The following is a 14,935-nucleotide window of genomic DNA, read 5'->3' as shown; positions in this document are numbered from 1 at the left end:
TTTAAACCGTGGTTTCGATGCGGGCGACCGCGAGGCCCTTCCCTTTGGTCAAGATGGAATCGGCATCCATCCCGAAGGAAAGCCCCATACCGCCTAGGATCTCCTTGATCTCGTTCAAGGACTTCCGGCCGAAATTCTTGTACTTCAACATGTCGGATTCGGTCTTACGGACCAGATCCCCAATGGTCTTGATGTTGGCGGTCTTCAGGCAGTTCGCGGAACGGACCGACAATTCCAATTCCTCGACGCTCTCGTTCAGCAATTCCCGCAAACGTTCCTCTTCCTCGCTGACCGAATCATCCTGTTGGATCGGTTCTTCCTCGAAGTTGATGAAGATCTGGAGGGAATCGCGGAGGATCTTGGCGGCATAGCCCAGGGCATCCTCGGGACTGATGCGGCCGTCGGTCCAGATCTCCATGATGAGCTTGTCATAGTCGGTCATCTGGCCGATGCGGGCCGATTCCACCGAATACTTGACTTGAAGGACCGGGGTGAAGACCGAATCGATGGGGATGACACCGATGGGCTGGCCTTCCCGTTTGTTGCGCTCCGCCGGGGCATAGCCGCGACCCTCTCCCACTTCGATCTCAATGTCCAAAGCCGCGTCATCCTCGGTGAGGGTGGCCAAGTGCAATTGAGGGTTCAAGATCTCGACATCCGCATCGGCCTGGATATCGGCGGCCACCACATTGCGTTCACCCTTCACGGAAAGACGCAGGGTCTTGGGGCCTGAATTATGCAGTTTGATCTTCAATTCCTTGAGGTTGAGGATGATCTCGGTCGTATCCTCGACCACACCGGGAATGGAAGAAAATTCGTGAGTGACCCCTTCGAACTTGACGGAAGTGACCGCCGCACCCGTGATAGAGGAAAGAAGGATCCGGCGGATCGAATTCCCCACGGATTGGCCATACCCGCGCTCGAAAGGCTCAGCGATGAACTTGCCATAGAGCGGGGTTAGTGACTCCTTCTCGTAATCCAAGAATTTAGGGATCTGAACATTTCCGATTTGCATGATTCCTCCCGGGAATTTTTCTGCCGTTTTCCGTTGCCTGGTTCAGGTTTACTTCGAGTAAAGTTCGACGATGAGCTGTTCTTGGACCGGCAGGGCGATCTCGTTCTTGTTCGGGACCTTTAAGAAGGTCCCCGCCAAAGCGGCGGTATCGACTTCCAGCCACTCGGGGACGCCCCGCTTTTGGAGGGTCTCCAAGGAACGCTTGACGCCGACGTTCTCTTTGAATTTCTCGGCGACGGAGATCTTGTCCCCGGCCTTCAGGGTATAAGAAGGAATGTCGACCTTCTTGCCGTTGACCAAGACCATTCCATGACGCACGACTTGCCGGGCCTGGCGGCGGGATTCGGCGAAACCCATCCGGTAAACGGTATTATCCAATCGCTGTTCCAACAATTGCAGGAGGGTCTCACCCGTGACGCCCTTTTTGGCCGAGGCGATGGCGAAGTAACGGCGGAATTGGCGTTCCAGGACCCCGTAGATGCGCTTGACCTTTTGTTTTTCGCGCAACTGAAGTCCGTACTCGGTGTCCTTCCGGCGCTTTTGGCCGTGCTGTCCCGGCGCGTAACCGCGGCGCTCGAAAGCGCATTTCTCGGTCTCGCAACGGGTCCCTTTCAGATAGAGTTTCATGCCTTCTCGTCGGCAGATCCGGCAAACGGATTGGGCGTTCATTCGATTCTCCTTTAAACGCGACGGCGCTTAGGCGGCCGGCAGCCATTGTGGGGGATAGGGGTGACATCTTTGATCATGGAAATTTGGAGCCCGCTGGTCTGGATAGCCCGAATGGCCGCTTCCCGGCCCGAACCCGGGCCCTTCACATAGATCTCGACCGCCTTCATGCCAGCATCGACCGCTTTCTTTCCTGCGGTCTCCGCAGCCACTTGAGCGGCAAAAGGAGTGGACTTCCGGCTCCCTTTAAAATTCATGGATCCTGCCGAGGACCAAGCCACGACGTTCCCTTTGGGGTCTGAAATGGTCACCAAAGTATTATTGAAGGTACACTGGATATGGACCACGCCGTTCCGGGGGGCCTTCTTTCCTTTTTTGACCGCCGCAGTTTGCGGGGCGCTCTTATCGTCCTTGACTTCGGCTTTGCTTTCCGCTTTTTCCGTCACGCTCATCTCCTTAGAAAATTACGACCCTCTGGATCATTCTTCTTTTTTACGTCCGCTACCCACCGTCTTACGGGGTCCTTTACGGGTCCGGGCGTTGGTCTTCGTCCTTTGACCCCGGACCGGAAGGCCCTTGCGATGGCGGCTGCCCCGGAAAGTTCCGATGTCGATCAATCGCTTTATGTTCATGGAGATCTCGCGACGAAGATCGCCTTCGACCTTGATATTTTCCTGATTGATGGCGTTCTGAATCCGCCCGATCTCATCGTCCTTGAGGTTCTTCACCCGGATGTCAGGATTCACGCCGGCCTTCGAGAGGATCTTCTTGGAAAGGGCTGGGCCCACCCCGAAAAGATAGGTCAAAGCCACTTCCACTCTTTTTTCCTTGGGGAGGTCGATACCGGAAATGCGAGCCATAGATTCCTCTCTATCCTTGCCGTTGTTTGTGTTTTGGGTTTGTGCAGATAACGCGGATCACTCGCTTGCGGCGGATGACCTTGCACTTATCGCATATGGGTTTTACGGATGACCGGACCTTCATTTGAAACCTTCCTCTTCGATTATTTGAACCGGTACGTGATCCGGCCTCGACTAAGATCGTAGGGTGACAATTCCACCGTGACCCGGTCCCCCGGTAGGATCCGGATGAAATTCATCCGCATCTTTCCGGAAACATGGGCCAGAACGACGTGCTTGTTCTCCAGTTCCACTCTAAAGCTGGCGTTGGGAAGGGCCTCAATCACCGTTCCCTCGACCGAAATCGCCTCTTCCTTTGCCATAGTCCTCCCCAAACCCTTCAGCCGGGTGTCAGCGGGTCAATATTTCTGGCCCTTGGGATCGGACGGCGACCGTGTCCTCAAAATGGGCCGAGAATTTACCATCTTTTGTCACGACTGTCCAGCCATCCCCCAGGACCTTGACCGCCTCCCCTCCCATGTTCACCATGGGTTCTAGGGCTAGACACATCCCCTCGACCAAACGCGGCCCCTGGTGGGGTTTGCCATAATTAGGCACCTGGGGCTCCTCGTGCATAGCTTGGCCGATCCCGTGTCCCACATAGTCCTTTACGACCGAGAAACCTTGCTTTTCGACATAATCCTGGATCGCAGCCCCAATATCCGAGATGCGGTTCCCCACCTGGCATTGGCGGATACCCCGTTCTAACGACTCCCAGGTCACCTGCAAAAGCCGGGTCACTTCCGGATCGACCTTGCCGACCGGAAAGGTCCTGGCCGAATCCCCACAATAACCTTTGTAAAAAGCCCCGATATCCACACCGACAATGTCGCCTTCCTGCAACACCCGATCCCCGGGGATCCCATGGACCACTTCCGAGTTGATCGAAGCACAGATGGTCGCCGGATAACCGTGGTAACCCAGGAAAGCCGGCACACAGTCATGCCTCTTGAAAAAGTCAAAGGCGAACTGGTCGAGTTCCCGGGTGGTCACGCCCGGTTTGACCCGTTTACCCAGCTCCACCAAAGCATCGGCCACGACTTTCCCGCTGACGCGCATCAACTTCAGCTCGGATTCAGACTTGAGGGTGATCAAACCTTGGCCGCTTTTTCCAAAGTGCCGTAGATCCGGCCCATGACCTCCTCATAGGGTCCTTCACAATCGACCCGTTTCAAGAGGCCTTTTTTATCGTAAAAATCGATCAAGGGTTCGGTATCGCGTTGATAGATGGAAAGGCGATTCTCGATCGTTTCCGGGCGGTCATCCGCCCTTTGGATCAGTTCTTTCCCGCACTTGTCGCAAATACCGTCTTTTTGAGGCCGCATATTGGTCCCGATATTGTAGGTCGCCCCGCAATTCGGACAGACCCGGCGTCCCGTCAAACGGGAGAGGAGCAGATCACGACTGACCACAATCTTGACCACACAGGTCAAGGAGATGTTCAAGGACTTGAGCATCTCATCCAGGCTCTCGGCTTGGGGCACGGTCCGCGGGAACCCGTCCAGTATGAAACCTTTCTGGGCGTCGGGTTGCTGGATCCGCTCTTCGATCAATTTGATGACCAAAGAATCGGGGACCAGCGCACCCTTCTTCATGAATTCCTGGGCTTGCAGCCCCAAAGCCGATCCGGCCTTGGCAGCCGCCCTCAACATATCGCCAGTGGACATCTGTGGAATGCCGTAACGCTTGACCAATTCGGCCGAATAGGTCCCCTTGCCGGCTCCCGGTTCCCCTAAAAGAATGATTCTCATTAGAACGCGCTCCGTCCCTTCAATCGGCCCTTCTTCATGAAGCCGTCGTAGTGCCTCATCAGGAGGTGGGATTCGATCTGTTTCATGGTGTCCAAAGCGACCCCCACGATGATCAGGAGGGAGGTCCCTCCGAATTGTATGGGGATATGGAGGTTACGGGTAAGGACATCGGGTATCACCGCGATGGCACAGACCGCCAAAGCTCCCCAGATGGTGATCCGGGTCAGGGTCCGGTCGATGAACTCGGCCGTAGGCTGTCCCGGGCGGATCCCCGGGATGAAACCACCGTACTTCTTCATGTTCTCGGATAGGTCGGTCGGATTGAAGGCGATGGCCGTGTAGAAGTAGCAAAAAAAGACGATGAAAGCCGAATAAAGGACATAGTAGACAAAAGCACCCGGCGAGAAATTACGGACGACGAATTCCATCGTGTTGTAGAGCCAGCCCTGATCGGCGGAAACCCAGGGAATGTTCTGGACGTATTTGGCGATAGTGGACGGGAACACCAGAATGGACGAAGAAAAGATCACGGCGATGACGCCCGAATAATCGACCTTCAATGGAAGCTGGGTCGATTGTCCCTTGAAAACTTGCCGACCGACAACACGGGTGGCGTATTGGACCGGGATCTTACGGGCCCCCTGTTGGAGGATCACGATAAAACCGATGGTCAAGACCGTGAAAAGACCGAAGAAAAGAACGGCCAAGAGGGAAATGGTCTGGGCTTGGACCATGCGATAAGTGGCGTCCAATTGCCCTGGAAGGGCGGCCACGATCCCCGCGAAGATGATGATGGACATCCCGTTGCCCACACCGTATTCCGTGATCTGTTCACCCAACCACATGATGAAAACAGTGCCCGTGGTCAAGGCTAGGACCGCCATGATCTGGAATCCAAGGCCCCAATTGGGGACCACGTTATCTCCGAAATTCCGGAAGAGATAAGTTGTTCCCGTTCCCTGGATCAGGCAAAGGACCACGGTTCCGATGCGGGTGTATTGGGTGATCTTGCGGCGTCCCAGTTCACCCTCTTTCGAGAGCTTTTCCAGTGTCGGAATGACCGCCGTCAAAAGCTGAAGGATGATGGACATACTGATATAGGGCATGACACCCAGGGCAAAGATGGAAGCCTGCTTGAAAGCGTTCCCGGAAAAGAGGTTCAGGAACCCCAGGATGCCGTTATTCTGGCTCCGGAACGCGCTTTCCAAGGCCTGTATATTCACACCAGGAACGGGAATATGGGTCCCGATCCGGTAGACCAAAAGGATTCCAAGGACGAAAAGGACGCGGTTCTTAAGTTCGGGGACGCGGAAGATGTTGAGGAAGGCAGAAAACAATTACAAGACCTCCGTTGTTCCGCCCGCGGCTTTGATCTTTTCAATGGCCGAAGCGCTGAAGGCCTGGGCCTTCACCGTCAAAGCAACCTTGATCTCTCCCCCACCCAGGACCTTAACGGCCTGGAGGTTGCCAATGAACCCCTTACCCTTCATCTCGGCCGGCGTCACCGTGGTGCCCTTGGGGAAAGTTGAAAGCTGATCCAGATTGACGACATCGAAAACCTTTTTATCGAGGCTCTTGAAACCCCGGATCGGGAGCCGACGATAGATCGGGGTTTGGCCGCCCTCGAACCCCAAGCGAACACCACCGCCGGTGCGCGAATTCTGGCCTTTGTTGCCGCGGGTCGCGGTCTTTCCATGACCCGAACCGGGCCCCTTTCCGACGATCTTGCGGCGTTTGACCGAGCCGCGGGCAGGTTTTAATTCAGAGATTTTCATTTCAGACCCTTATTTTTTGATTTCGACAAGATAGTCGATCTTTTGGACCATTCCCCGGATGACCGGAGTATCAGGTTTGACCACCGTTTGACGGATCTTCTTCAAGCCCAAGGCCTCGGCGATCTTGACATGCTTCGGCAGGCGTCCATTCAAGCTTTTGACCAACTGGATCTTGAGTTCACTCATGATTTTTGCGCTCCCGACAAGGCTTCCAAGGTCTTGCCGCGCAAGGCCGCGACCACTTCAGGAGAACGGACCGACCGCAATCCCTGCAAAGTCGCTTGGACCACGTTAAAGGTATTGTCCGATCGGATGGACTTGGTGAGGATGTCGTGGATCCCAGCCAATTCGCAAACCGCACGCACGCCGCCACCGGCCTTGATCCCGGTCCCGGGCGCCGCCGGACGGAGCATCACGCGCGAGGCCTTGAAAACGCCCACCACTTCATGGAAAAGGGTGTTTTCCTTCAAGGGCACCACGATCAGGTTCTTTTTCGCGTCGTCCACGGCCTTGCGGATGCCATCCGGGACTTCGCTCGCCTTCCCCGTGCCGACCCCCACGTGTCCATGCCCGTCCCCGATCACCACCAGGACGGCGAAGCTGAAGCGCCGACCACCTTTGACCACCTTGGCCACACGGTTGATCTGAACGACCTTTTCCTTCAAATCGAGTTTAGATGCGTCAATTCGGGCCATGGTCTTCCTTATCCTTAATATTGGAGTCCGTTTTGACGGGCCGCTTCCGCCAAGGCCTTGACCCGGCCGTGGAAGGGAAAGCCTCCCCTGTCAAAAACAACTTTGGTGACCGACTTTTCCTTCGCCAATTTGGCGATCTGTTCGCCCACGGCCTTGGCGGCCTCCATGTTCCCTCCGTATTTCACCTTGCTGCGGAGGTTCTGGTCGAAGCTTGCCGCCGATACCAAGGTCACTCCCTTGGTATCGTCGATCAATTGGGCCGAGATGTTCTTGGCGCCACGGTGAACGACCAAACGCGGCCTCTCCGTGGTCCCTTGGACCTTCTTACGGATCCGGGTATGCCGACGGAGCCTTTTGATGTTCTGCTGTTCCAAAGCCATGACGAACTCCTCGAATTTATCTTATTTACCGCCGGCTTTACCGGTCGCGCCGGTCTTCCCGACCTTCTTGCGTACATATTCGCCCAAATAACGGATCCCGGTCCCCTTGTAGACCTCCGGGGGCTTGACCCGGCGGATCTTGGAAGCGATCTCACCCACCAGGTACTTGTCGGTCCCCTTGACCGTCAGGAGGGTTTGTTTTTCGATGTCCACCGTGATCCCCTTCGGAAGTTCCATGACCACCGGATGGCTGAACCCCAAGGACATACTGAGCTTCCCCTTTTCGATCTGGGCGCGGTAACCGACACCTTGGATCTCCAACTTCTTCTCGAACCCGGTGGTGACGCCCAAGAGCATGTTCTTGATGAGGGCATGGATCAAACCATGGCTGGCGTTCAGGGCTTTCGCATCGCTTTTCGAGGCCTCGACCGTCGAGACCGTCAGGTTCTTATCTTGCAGGTCGACCTTCACTCCCGGCATTAAGTCCATGCTCAAGGAGCCCTTGGGTCCCTCGACCGTAACATGGGCCCCATCGACCTTGATCTTCGCCCCATTGGGCAGTGTTATCGGCTTTTTGGCGATTCGTGCCATGAAAATTCCCCTATCTTCGCTTTAGCTTTTAATGAACGTAACAAAGGACTTCACCGCCCACGCCCTGTTGACGGGCCTGCTGGTCGGTCAAGATCCCCTTCGAGGTTGAAAGAATAGCGATCCCCAACCCGCCGATGACCTTGGGGATATGGGCCTTGCCTGAATAGACACGGCGTCCTGAACGGCTGACCCGGGAGATGTTGGTGATGACCTTTTCCTTTTTCTCCCCGTATTTCATGGAGATACGGATCACCGAGGGCTTGGCCTTTTCCTCGACGACCTTGTAATTCTTGATGAACCCTTCCTCGGAAAGGATGCGGGCGATCTCCAGCTTCAACTTGGAAAAAGGAACGTCCACCTTTTCCTTGTAGGTCTGGTTCGCATTGCGAACACGGGTCAGCATATCGGCGATGGGATCCGTCATTGACATGGATTTTGGCTCCTTAACCTTACCAGCTGGCTTTAACGACGCCGGGGATCTTTCCCTCACCGGCCAATTTACGGAAGCAGATACGGCACATCCCAAAACGTCTCAGGAAAGCTCGGGGCCTCCCGCAGAGATTGCAGCGGTTATAGGCCCGGACCTTGAACTTGGGCTTTTCTTTCTGCTTGTTGATGAGGCATTTTTTCGCCATGGGCTCTCCTAGTTCCTAAAGGGCATGCCCAGAAGCTTCAAAAGCTCCTTGGCCTGCTCATCGTTCTTCGAATTGGTCGCGAAAGTGATGTCCATGCCGTGGATGGACTGGACACTGTCGAAATTGATCTCCGGAAAAATGATCTGCTCTTTCAACCCCAGGGTGTAATTCCCGCGCCCATCAAAAGAACGGGTCGGAACCCCGCGGAAATCGCGGATCCGGGGAAAGGAGACCATGAAAAGGCGTTCCATGAATTGGTACATCCGGTCCCCTCGCAACGTCACTTTGGCGCCCAAGGGCTGGTTGGCCCGGAGCTTGAAATTGGAGATGGCCTTCTTGGAACGGGTCACGGCCGGCTTTTGACCGCTGATCAAAGCCAGCTCATCGACCGCCATGTCCAACAACTTGATGTTGTTCTCGGAAGCCGCCTTGCCAACGCAGACGTTGATGACGATCTTCTCGACCTTGGGCACCTGCATGACGTTCTTGATCTCGAATTTCTTCATGAGGGCCGGAACGATCTCGCTCTTATAGCGATCCTTCAGGATGGTAGTGGTCGGCATCTTACTTTTCCTTATCCATGATTTCGCCGCACTTCTTGCAGGCGCGGACCTTCTGGCCGTTGGCGAGGACCTTGTGCGCGACACGGGTCGGTTTTTGGCACTTTCCACAAACGACCTGAAGGTTCGAGATGGCCACCGGGGCTTCTTTCTCGAGTATTCCCCCTTGGGGCATCTGCTGGGTGGGCCGGGTATGGCGTTTGACCATATTGATCTTCTCGACCAAGGCCTTCTCCGTCTTGGTGAAGAGCCGGATGACCCTTCCCTTCTTTCCACGGTCCTTCCCGGTCAGGATCAGGACCGTATCCTCACGATGAACATGCATGGTTTACAGGACCTCCGGGGCCAGGGAAATGATCTTCATGAAATTCTTCTCGCGCAGTTCGCGGGTCACGGGCCCGAAGATGCGCGTTCCCCGGGGGTTCATTTGGTCATTGATGATCACGGCCGCATTCTCGTCGAAACGGATGTTGGACCCATCCGGCCGCGAGAACACACGGCGTTGGCGGACGATGACGGCCCGAACGACCTCGCTCTTTTTGACACCCGCTCCCGGGATGGCTTCCTTGACGGCGGCCACGATGATATCGCCGATAGCGGCGTAACGACGGCGGGTCCCGCCCAACACGTGGATGCACATGATCTTGGTGGCGCCACTGTTGTCGGCGACGTTCAAGACCGTCTGAGGCATGATCATACCTTGGCCTCCTCGACCTGGACGGCCTTCTTAAGGATCTTCACTAAACGCCAATGCTTGTCCGCACTGATGGGACGGGTCTCGGCCACCAAGACCACATCGCCCTTCTTGGTCTCATTCTTGGGGTCGTGGACCTTGAAGCGGCTGCTGCGACGCACCAATTTTTGGTAGAGCGGATGTTTCACGAGACGCTCAATGGAGACCACCGCGGTCTTGTCCATCTTGCGGCTCAGCACTACCGCCGTCTTCATCCTGGCTTTTGGCCGTTGTTCTTGCGACGTCATGGATATCTCCTCACGAAGCCTTGCTGTCTTTTTCTTTTTCACGAAGGATCGTCTTGAGCCGCGCCACATGGCGGCGGGCCTCCCGGATCTTCATCGGGTTCTCCAGCTGTTTCGTGGCCAGCTGGATCTTCAAATTGAAAAGTTCCTCTTCCTTGGAGATCAATTGGCTCTTGATCTGATCCAAGTTGAGGTCCCTGATCTCTTTCGATTTCATGCCACACCTCCGGACTGGGAGCGGGAAATATAACGCGTCTTCACCGGCAATTTATGGGCCGCCAATTCAAAAGCCTCTTGGGCCACTTTCTCAGGGCAACCGCTCAGCTCAAAAAGGATACGACCCGGCTTGACGACCGCGGCCCAATGATCCGGAGCGCCTTTCCCACCGCCCATACGGACTTCGGCAGGCTTACGGGTGATCGGCTTGTCCGGGAATATCCGGACCCAAAGTTTACCGACACGCTTCATGTGGCGGTTGATGGCCACACGGGCGGCTTCGATCTGGCGATCGGTGACATAAGAAGCATCCATCGATTTCAAGCCGAACTCGCCGAAAGCCATCTCGGCGCCGTTCTTCGTCTGGCCTCGCATCCGGCCTTTCATCGTCTTGCGGTATTTCACACGTTTGGGCATTAACATGGTCTTTCCTTAATCAAGCCTTGGTCGGCGCGGGCCGGCTCTCGGGACCGCGTCTTTCCCGGGCCTGGGGCTTGGCCTTGGCCGGGACCACTTCTTCTTGTTTATCCTTCGATCCGAAGATCTCTTTCTTGAACACCCAGCACTTCACGCCGATCTTGCCATAGGTGGTGCTCGCTTCGGAGAAACCGAAGTCGATATCGGCCCGGAGGGTATGCAGGGGCACCCGGCCTTCACGGTACCATTCGGTTCGGGCGATCTCGGAGCCGGCCAAACGGCCGGAGCACATGATCTTGATCCCCTTGGCCCCGCCGTCCAGGGCGGCTTGGATGGCCTTTTTCATCGCGCGGCGGAAAGCGACCCGTTTTTCCAACTGTCCACACACACCCTCGGAGATCAATTGGGCATTGGTCTCGGGATGCTTCTCCTCGTTGATATTGATCCGCACCTCTTTTTTCGAGAAGCGTTGGAGCTCTTCCTTCAGCTTGTCGACCTCGGACCCCTTCTTGCCGATGACAATACCGGGACGGGAAGCGAAAATGTCGACCTCGACCACTTCCCCTTTGCGCTTCAGGACCACCCGGGCGATACCGGCGTGTTTTAAGCGCAGTTTCACGAACTTGCGGATCTCGATATCCTCGAGCAGGGTCTGGGTATAAATCTTATGCTTCGCGTTGAACCACAAGGAATCCCAGTCCCGGATGATGCCGACGCGTAAACCCGTCGGATTGATTTTTTGTCCCAAAAGTCCCTCCCTAGCCCTGGCTAGTTCTTTGTCTCGTCCGTCACGATCACCCGGATGTGGCTGGTCCGCTTATGGATCAAGCTGGCCCGGCCCATGGCCCGGGGGATGAAACGGCGCGTATTGCGCTTCATAGGGCCACCATCCACCTGGATGGATTTGATGACCCATTTGTCCACGTCGACCCGGCCGTTCTGACCGGCATTGGAGACCGCCGCCTTGACCACCTTCGCCAGGACACCGGCCGCCCGCTTCTTGGTGAAGGCAAGGATGTTCAAGGCCTCCCCAACGTTCTTCTTCTTGATCAACTCCACGACCTGACGGGCCTTGCGGGGCGTCACGCTGGTAAATCGGGAGATCGCTTGTGCTTGCATGTCCGTTTCCTTTTTTCGCCTATTTCAGGGCCGAGGCTTTTTCCGTCTTCACGGCCCCGTGGGCCTTGAAAGTGCGGGTGGGGGCGAACTCGCCCAGCTTGTGACCGACCATGTTCTCCGTGATGAAGACGGGGATGAATTTCTTCCCGTTATGGATGGCGAAGGTATGCCCCACCATCTCCGGATGGACCGTGCAGCGACGGACATAGGTCTTGATGACCTTCTTGTCACTGGCGCGGTTCATCTTCTGGATCAACTTCATCAGCTTTTGGTCCAGGTAGGGACCTTTTTTCATCGATCGGCTCATGGCGACCTCTTTGGTTATTTACGGCGTGTGACGATGTATTTCTCGGTGAACTTGTTCTTACGGGTCTTGTAACCCTTGGTCGGCTTGCCCCAAGGCGTGGTCGGATGGCGGCCACCGGAGGTTTTCCCTTCGCCACCGCCCATCGGATGGCCGTCGCCTGGACGGGTCACCACACCGCGGGATTGGGGCCTTTCCCCCATCCAACGCATGCGGCCGGCCTTGCCGATGCTGACGTTGATGTGATCCAGGTTCCCGACCTGTCCAACGGAGGCCATGCATTCCACATGGACCTTCCGCATCTCACCCGAGGGCAGCTTGATGGTCGCATAGTCCCCTTCCCGGGCCATCAACTGGGCGACGGACCCGGCGGACCGGACCAACTGCCCGCCTTTGCCGGGACGAAGCTCGATGTTGTGCAACATGGTACCGAGGGGGACATCCTTCAATTTCATGGCGTGGCCGGGTTTCACATCGGCGCCCTGCCCGGAGATGACCTGGTCGCCCACTTTTAAGCCCTCAGGAGCCAGGATGTACTTCTTTTCTCCGTCCAGGAACTGGATGAGAGCAATGCGAGAGGTGCGGTTCGGATCGTATTCGAGGGAGACGACCTTGGCGGTCATGCCGTCCTTCCCCCGGCCAAAATCGATGACACGGTATTGGCGCTTATGCCCGGCGCCGCGGTGGCGCGAAGTGATACGACCATACATATTGCGCCCGCCCGTGGACTTGAGGGGTTCCATCAGGGACTTTTCCGGGGCCTTTTTTGTCAGGTCCTTGTCCACGATGGCCGTCATGCCGCGGCGGCCAGCGGAGGTTGGTTTGTAGGCTTTGATGGCCATGGGTTATGCCCCTTCCATGAGTTCCAGCTTTTGGCCGGGCTTGAGGGTGACGATCGCCTTCTTCCAGCGATAGGCCTTGGACTGGGAGCGGCCGAAACGGCGGAGCTTGGCCGGAACTTTGGTCGTGTTCACCTTCAAGACCTCGACCTTATCTTTCTTGAAGATCGATTCGACCGCATTACGGATCTCCTGCTTGGTCGCGTTCGGATGGACCTGGAAGGAATACTTTCCCTTTTCGCGCAACTGGGTGCTGCGCTCCGTGATCAAGGGGCGGATGATGACCTCTTGGATCTTCTTCATGACACCTTCTCCTTGCCCGACGCGGCGGTCGTAAGGGACTCGGTGAGCTTCTTCAGGGTGCCCTGGGTCAAAACGACCACCTCGTGGCTGACCACCTCATAGGTGTTCAGGTTCTCTCGGGACAAAAGGGTCGCCCCGCGGAGATTACGGAAGCTCTTGGACGTGTTCTCGTTGGATTGGTCGGTGACCACCAGGCATTTCTTGCCGGTGACACCCAAGCCTTTGAGCATCAGGGCCGCCTGCTTGGTCTTGGGACCATCGAACTTCAAGCTCTCAATGACCAAAAGGTTGCCTTGTTGGGCCTTGTCGGAAAGGGATTCGGCCAAGGCTTGGCGGCGCATCTTCTTAGGGAGCGCCTTGGAATAATCACGGGGCTTCGGCCCATGGGCGATGCCGCCACCCACGAATTGAACGGCCCGGATGGACCCTTGGCGGGCGTTCCCGGTCCCTTTCTGTTTGAAGGGCTTCTTGCCGCCCCCGGAAACCTCGCCCTTGGCCTTGGTCTTGACCGTTCCCAAACGTTGGTTGGCCAAGTGGGTGGTTACACCCCTCCACAAATGATGGGGACGGACCTTGAGCCCGAAAAGGGACTCGGGAAGGTCCACCTGCCCGGTGGATTGACCCGCTGGATTGTAAAGATTCGCTTTAGGCATGCCTGATCACCTTTATTTTTTTACGCTTGGGCGGACCGTAATGATCCCGCCGTTGGCCCCGGGCACCGCGCCCTTGACGAAAAGTAGATTGTTGTCCGAGTCCACCTTCACGACCCGTAAGTTCAAGACCGTGTTCTGTGTGGTCCCCATATGGCCCGGCATCCGGCTCCCGGGATAGACACGGGAAGGATCGGAAGAGGCGCCGATACCACCCGGCGCACGATGGAACATGCTGCCGTGGGAATTACGACCACCGCGGAACCCGTGGCGACGAACCACACCCTGAAAACCCTTCCCTTTGGTCACGCCCGTCACATCCACCCAGACCGTCTCCTTCAGGTTCTCGACCGTCAAAGTCTGGCCGACCTGGAAGGGCGCTGCGTCGGTCACGATCACTTCCTTGAGCACCCGTTTCGGAGTGGCCCCGGACTTTTTGAAGTGGCCTTGGAGCGACTTCGTCGTGTGTTTTTCTTTCTTCTCAGCGAACCCCAATTGAAGGGCGTTATACCCCTCTTTGTCCTGGGTCTTCTTTTGGATGACCACACAAGGACCCACCTCCAGCACGGTCACGTGGGTGGCCTTGCCGCTTTCCTCAAAAAGGGTGGTCTGGCCGATCTTCTTGCCGATCAATGTCTTCACGGTCTCGCTCATCTCATCCACCCTTACAGTTTGATCTCGACGTCAACGCCGGCCGGCAGGTCCAGTTTCATCAGTGAATCGATGGTCCTTTGGTTCGGATTGACGATGTCCACCAGGCGCTTGTGCGTCCGGATCTCGAATTGCTCACGCGACTTCTTGTCCACATGGGGACTGCGCAGGACGGTGTAACGGTTGATCTCGGTCGGAAGGGGCACGGGCCCCAATACCACCGCGCCGGTCCGGCGGACCGTTTCGATGATCTCGACCGTCGACCGATCCAACAAACGGTGGTCGTAGGCCTTCAATTTGATCCGGATCTTTTGACTCGTGGCCGTGGCCATTTTAGGACCGTCCCTTTCTTTACTCGATGATCTGGGTGACGACGCCGGCGCCCACGGTGTGGCCGCCCTCACGGATGGCGAAACGCAGTTCCTTCTCCATCGCCACCGGCACGATCAACTCGATCTCCATCGTGATGTTATCCCCGGGCATCACCATCT

At 56.4% G+C, this 14,935-nt stretch carries 31 protein-coding genes; all 31 read right to left on the bottom strand.

The window, feature by feature from the left end:
- Position 1: 1 nt before the first annotated feature.
- On the bottom strand, positions 2–1,015 hold the full coding sequence (locus VHE12_12735) for a DNA-directed RNA polymerase subunit alpha (protein ID HVZ81647.1): 1,014 nt from the start codon (positions 1,013–1,015) through the stop codon (positions 2–4).
- 48 nt (positions 1,016–1,063) lie between these two features.
- Positions 1,064–1,684, bottom strand: a complete 621-nt coding sequence (gene rpsD / locus VHE12_12730) for a 30S ribosomal protein S4 (GenBank protein ID HVZ81646.1) — start codon at positions 1,682–1,684, stop codon at positions 1,064–1,066.
- An 11-nt stretch (positions 1,685–1,695) separates the two neighbouring features.
- Positions 1,696–2,127, bottom strand: coding sequence for a 30S ribosomal protein S11 (gene rpsK, locus VHE12_12725; protein HVZ81645.1), 432 nt, complete (start codon positions 2,125–2,127; stop codon positions 1,696–1,698).
- Positions 2,128–2,160: 33 nt separating this feature from the next.
- Complete coding sequence (rpsM, locus tag VHE12_12720; GenBank protein HVZ81644.1) at positions 2,161–2,541, bottom strand: 30S ribosomal protein S13; 381 nt, start codon at positions 2,539–2,541, stop codon at positions 2,161–2,163.
- A gap of 10 nt (positions 2,542–2,551) precedes the next feature.
- Entirely contained in the window at positions 2,552–2,665 is a 114-nt protein-coding gene (gene rpmJ, locus VHE12_12715; protein HVZ81643.1) for a 50S ribosomal protein L36, read from the bottom strand.
- A gap of 19 nt (positions 2,666–2,684) precedes the next feature.
- On the bottom strand, positions 2,685–2,903 hold the full coding sequence (infA, locus tag VHE12_12710) for a translation initiation factor IF-1 (protein HVZ81642.1): 219 nt from the start codon (positions 2,901–2,903) through the stop codon (positions 2,685–2,687).
- A 28-nt stretch (positions 2,904–2,931) separates the two neighbouring features.
- Complete coding sequence (gene map, locus VHE12_12705; protein HVZ81641.1) at positions 2,932–3,675, bottom strand: type I methionyl aminopeptidase; 744 nt, start codon at positions 3,673–3,675, stop codon at positions 2,932–2,934.
- The gene (locus VHE12_12700) at positions 3,672–4,331 is read right to left on the bottom strand and encodes an adenylate kinase (protein ID HVZ81640.1); all 660 of its coding nucleotides are present in this window, start codon (positions 4,329–4,331) and stop codon (positions 3,672–3,674) included. Before VHE12_12700 ends, map begins: the two co-directional genes overlap by 4 nt.
- On the bottom strand, positions 4,331–5,668 hold the full coding sequence (secY, locus tag VHE12_12695; protein ID HVZ81639.1) for a preprotein translocase subunit SecY: 1,338 nt from the start codon (positions 5,666–5,668) through the stop codon (positions 4,331–4,333). Before secY ends, VHE12_12700 begins: the two co-directional genes overlap by 1 nt.
- Positions 5,669–6,106, bottom strand: coding sequence for a 50S ribosomal protein L15 (rplO, locus tag VHE12_12690; GenBank protein ID HVZ81638.1), 438 nt, complete (start codon positions 6,104–6,106; stop codon positions 5,669–5,671).
- 9 nt (positions 6,107–6,115) lie between these two features.
- Complete coding sequence (rpmD, locus tag VHE12_12685) at positions 6,116–6,292, bottom strand: 50S ribosomal protein L30 (protein HVZ81637.1); 177 nt, start codon at positions 6,290–6,292, stop codon at positions 6,116–6,118.
- Positions 6,289–6,801 (bottom strand): 30S ribosomal protein S5, encoded by a 513-nt coding sequence (rpsE, locus tag VHE12_12680; GenBank protein ID HVZ81636.1) that lies wholly within the window; start codon positions 6,799–6,801, stop codon positions 6,289–6,291. The genes rpmD and rpsE overlap by 4 nt, the downstream gene beginning before the upstream one ends.
- Before the next feature lie 14 nt (positions 6,802–6,815).
- Positions 6,816–7,181: a 50S ribosomal protein L18 gene (rplR, locus tag VHE12_12675; protein HVZ81635.1), complete on the bottom strand. Its 366-nt coding sequence runs from the start codon at positions 7,179–7,181 to the stop codon at positions 6,816–6,818.
- Between the two features lie 21 nt (positions 7,182–7,202).
- Positions 7,203–7,772: a 50S ribosomal protein L6 gene (gene rplF, locus VHE12_12670; GenBank protein ID HVZ81634.1), complete on the bottom strand. Its 570-nt coding sequence runs from the start codon at positions 7,770–7,772 to the stop codon at positions 7,203–7,205.
- Between the two features lie 28 nt (positions 7,773–7,800).
- Complete coding sequence (gene rpsH, locus VHE12_12665; protein HVZ81633.1) at positions 7,801–8,202, bottom strand: 30S ribosomal protein S8; 402 nt, start codon at positions 8,200–8,202, stop codon at positions 7,801–7,803.
- A 19-nt stretch (positions 8,203–8,221) separates the two neighbouring features.
- Positions 8,222–8,407 (bottom strand): type Z 30S ribosomal protein S14, encoded by a 186-nt coding sequence (locus tag VHE12_12660; GenBank protein ID HVZ81632.1) that lies wholly within the window; start codon positions 8,405–8,407, stop codon positions 8,222–8,224.
- 8 nt (positions 8,408–8,415) lie between these two features.
- Complete coding sequence (gene rplE / locus VHE12_12655; GenBank protein ID HVZ81631.1) at positions 8,416–8,970, bottom strand: 50S ribosomal protein L5; 555 nt, start codon at positions 8,968–8,970, stop codon at positions 8,416–8,418.
- Position 8,971: 1 nt separating this feature from the next.
- Complete coding sequence (gene rplX, locus VHE12_12650) at positions 8,972–9,292, bottom strand: 50S ribosomal protein L24 (GenBank protein ID HVZ81630.1); 321 nt, start codon at positions 9,290–9,292, stop codon at positions 8,972–8,974.
- A 3-nt stretch (positions 9,293–9,295) separates the two neighbouring features.
- Positions 9,296–9,664, bottom strand: coding sequence for a 50S ribosomal protein L14 (gene rplN, locus VHE12_12645; protein HVZ81629.1), 369 nt, complete (start codon positions 9,662–9,664; stop codon positions 9,296–9,298).
- On the bottom strand, positions 9,661–9,915 hold the full coding sequence (gene rpsQ, locus VHE12_12640) for a 30S ribosomal protein S17 (protein ID HVZ81628.1): 255 nt from the start codon (positions 9,913–9,915) through the stop codon (positions 9,661–9,663). The genes rplN and rpsQ overlap by 4 nt, the downstream gene beginning before the upstream one ends.
- 43 nt (positions 9,916–9,958) lie before the next feature.
- Complete coding sequence (gene rpmC, locus VHE12_12635; GenBank protein ID HVZ81627.1) at positions 9,959–10,162, bottom strand: 50S ribosomal protein L29; 204 nt, start codon at positions 10,160–10,162, stop codon at positions 9,959–9,961.
- Entirely contained in the window at positions 10,159–10,584 is a 426-nt protein-coding gene (gene rplP / locus VHE12_12630) for a 50S ribosomal protein L16 (protein ID HVZ81626.1), read from the bottom strand. Before rplP ends, rpmC begins: the two co-directional genes overlap by 4 nt.
- Positions 10,585–10,597: 13 nt before the next feature.
- Complete coding sequence (gene rpsC / locus VHE12_12625; GenBank protein ID HVZ81625.1) at positions 10,598–11,326, bottom strand: 30S ribosomal protein S3; 729 nt, start codon at positions 11,324–11,326, stop codon at positions 10,598–10,600.
- Positions 11,327–11,346: 20 nt separating this feature from the next.
- Positions 11,347–11,697: a 50S ribosomal protein L22 gene (gene rplV, locus VHE12_12620; protein HVZ81624.1), complete on the bottom strand. Its 351-nt coding sequence runs from the start codon at positions 11,695–11,697 to the stop codon at positions 11,347–11,349.
- A gap of 19 nt (positions 11,698–11,716) precedes the next feature.
- Positions 11,717–12,004, bottom strand: coding sequence for a 30S ribosomal protein S19 (rpsS, locus tag VHE12_12615; protein ID HVZ81623.1), 288 nt, complete (start codon positions 12,002–12,004; stop codon positions 11,717–11,719).
- Positions 12,005–12,018: 14 nt separating this feature from the next.
- Positions 12,019–12,843: a 50S ribosomal protein L2 gene (gene rplB / locus VHE12_12610; GenBank protein HVZ81622.1), complete on the bottom strand. Its 825-nt coding sequence runs from the start codon at positions 12,841–12,843 to the stop codon at positions 12,019–12,021.
- A 3-nt stretch (positions 12,844–12,846) separates the two neighbouring features.
- Entirely contained in the window at positions 12,847–13,143 is a 297-nt protein-coding gene (gene rplW / locus VHE12_12605; GenBank protein HVZ81621.1) for a 50S ribosomal protein L23, read from the bottom strand.
- Positions 13,140–13,796 carry a 50S ribosomal protein L4 gene (gene rplD / locus VHE12_12600; protein HVZ81620.1) on the bottom strand — a complete coding sequence of 219 codons (657 nt, stop codon included), beginning with the start codon at positions 13,794–13,796 and terminating at the stop codon, positions 13,140–13,142. Before rplD ends, rplW begins: the two co-directional genes overlap by 4 nt.
- Positions 13,797–13,808: 12 nt before the next feature.
- A complete protein-coding gene (gene rplC / locus VHE12_12595) occupies positions 13,809–14,447 on the bottom strand; it encodes a 50S ribosomal protein L3 (GenBank protein ID HVZ81619.1) in 639 nt (212 codons plus the stop codon).
- Positions 14,448–14,458: 11 nt separating this feature from the next.
- Positions 14,459–14,776, bottom strand: coding sequence for a 30S ribosomal protein S10 (gene rpsJ / locus VHE12_12590; protein ID HVZ81618.1), 318 nt, complete (start codon positions 14,774–14,776; stop codon positions 14,459–14,461).
- A 19-nt stretch (positions 14,777–14,795) separates the two neighbouring features.
- Positions 14,796–14,935 (bottom strand): elongation factor Tu (gene tuf, locus VHE12_12585; GenBank protein HVZ81617.1); only part of this gene is annotated, 140 nt, incomplete at its 5' end.

This window comes from bacterium (assembly GCA_035549195.1).
Taxonomy (GTDB): domain Bacteria; phylum Oederibacteriota; class Muellerivitia; order Muellerivitales; family Muellerivitaceae; genus DASZRK01.
The sequence above is the reverse complement of the archived record's forward strand: the minus strand, read 5'-3'. Positions and strand labels throughout refer to the sequence as shown.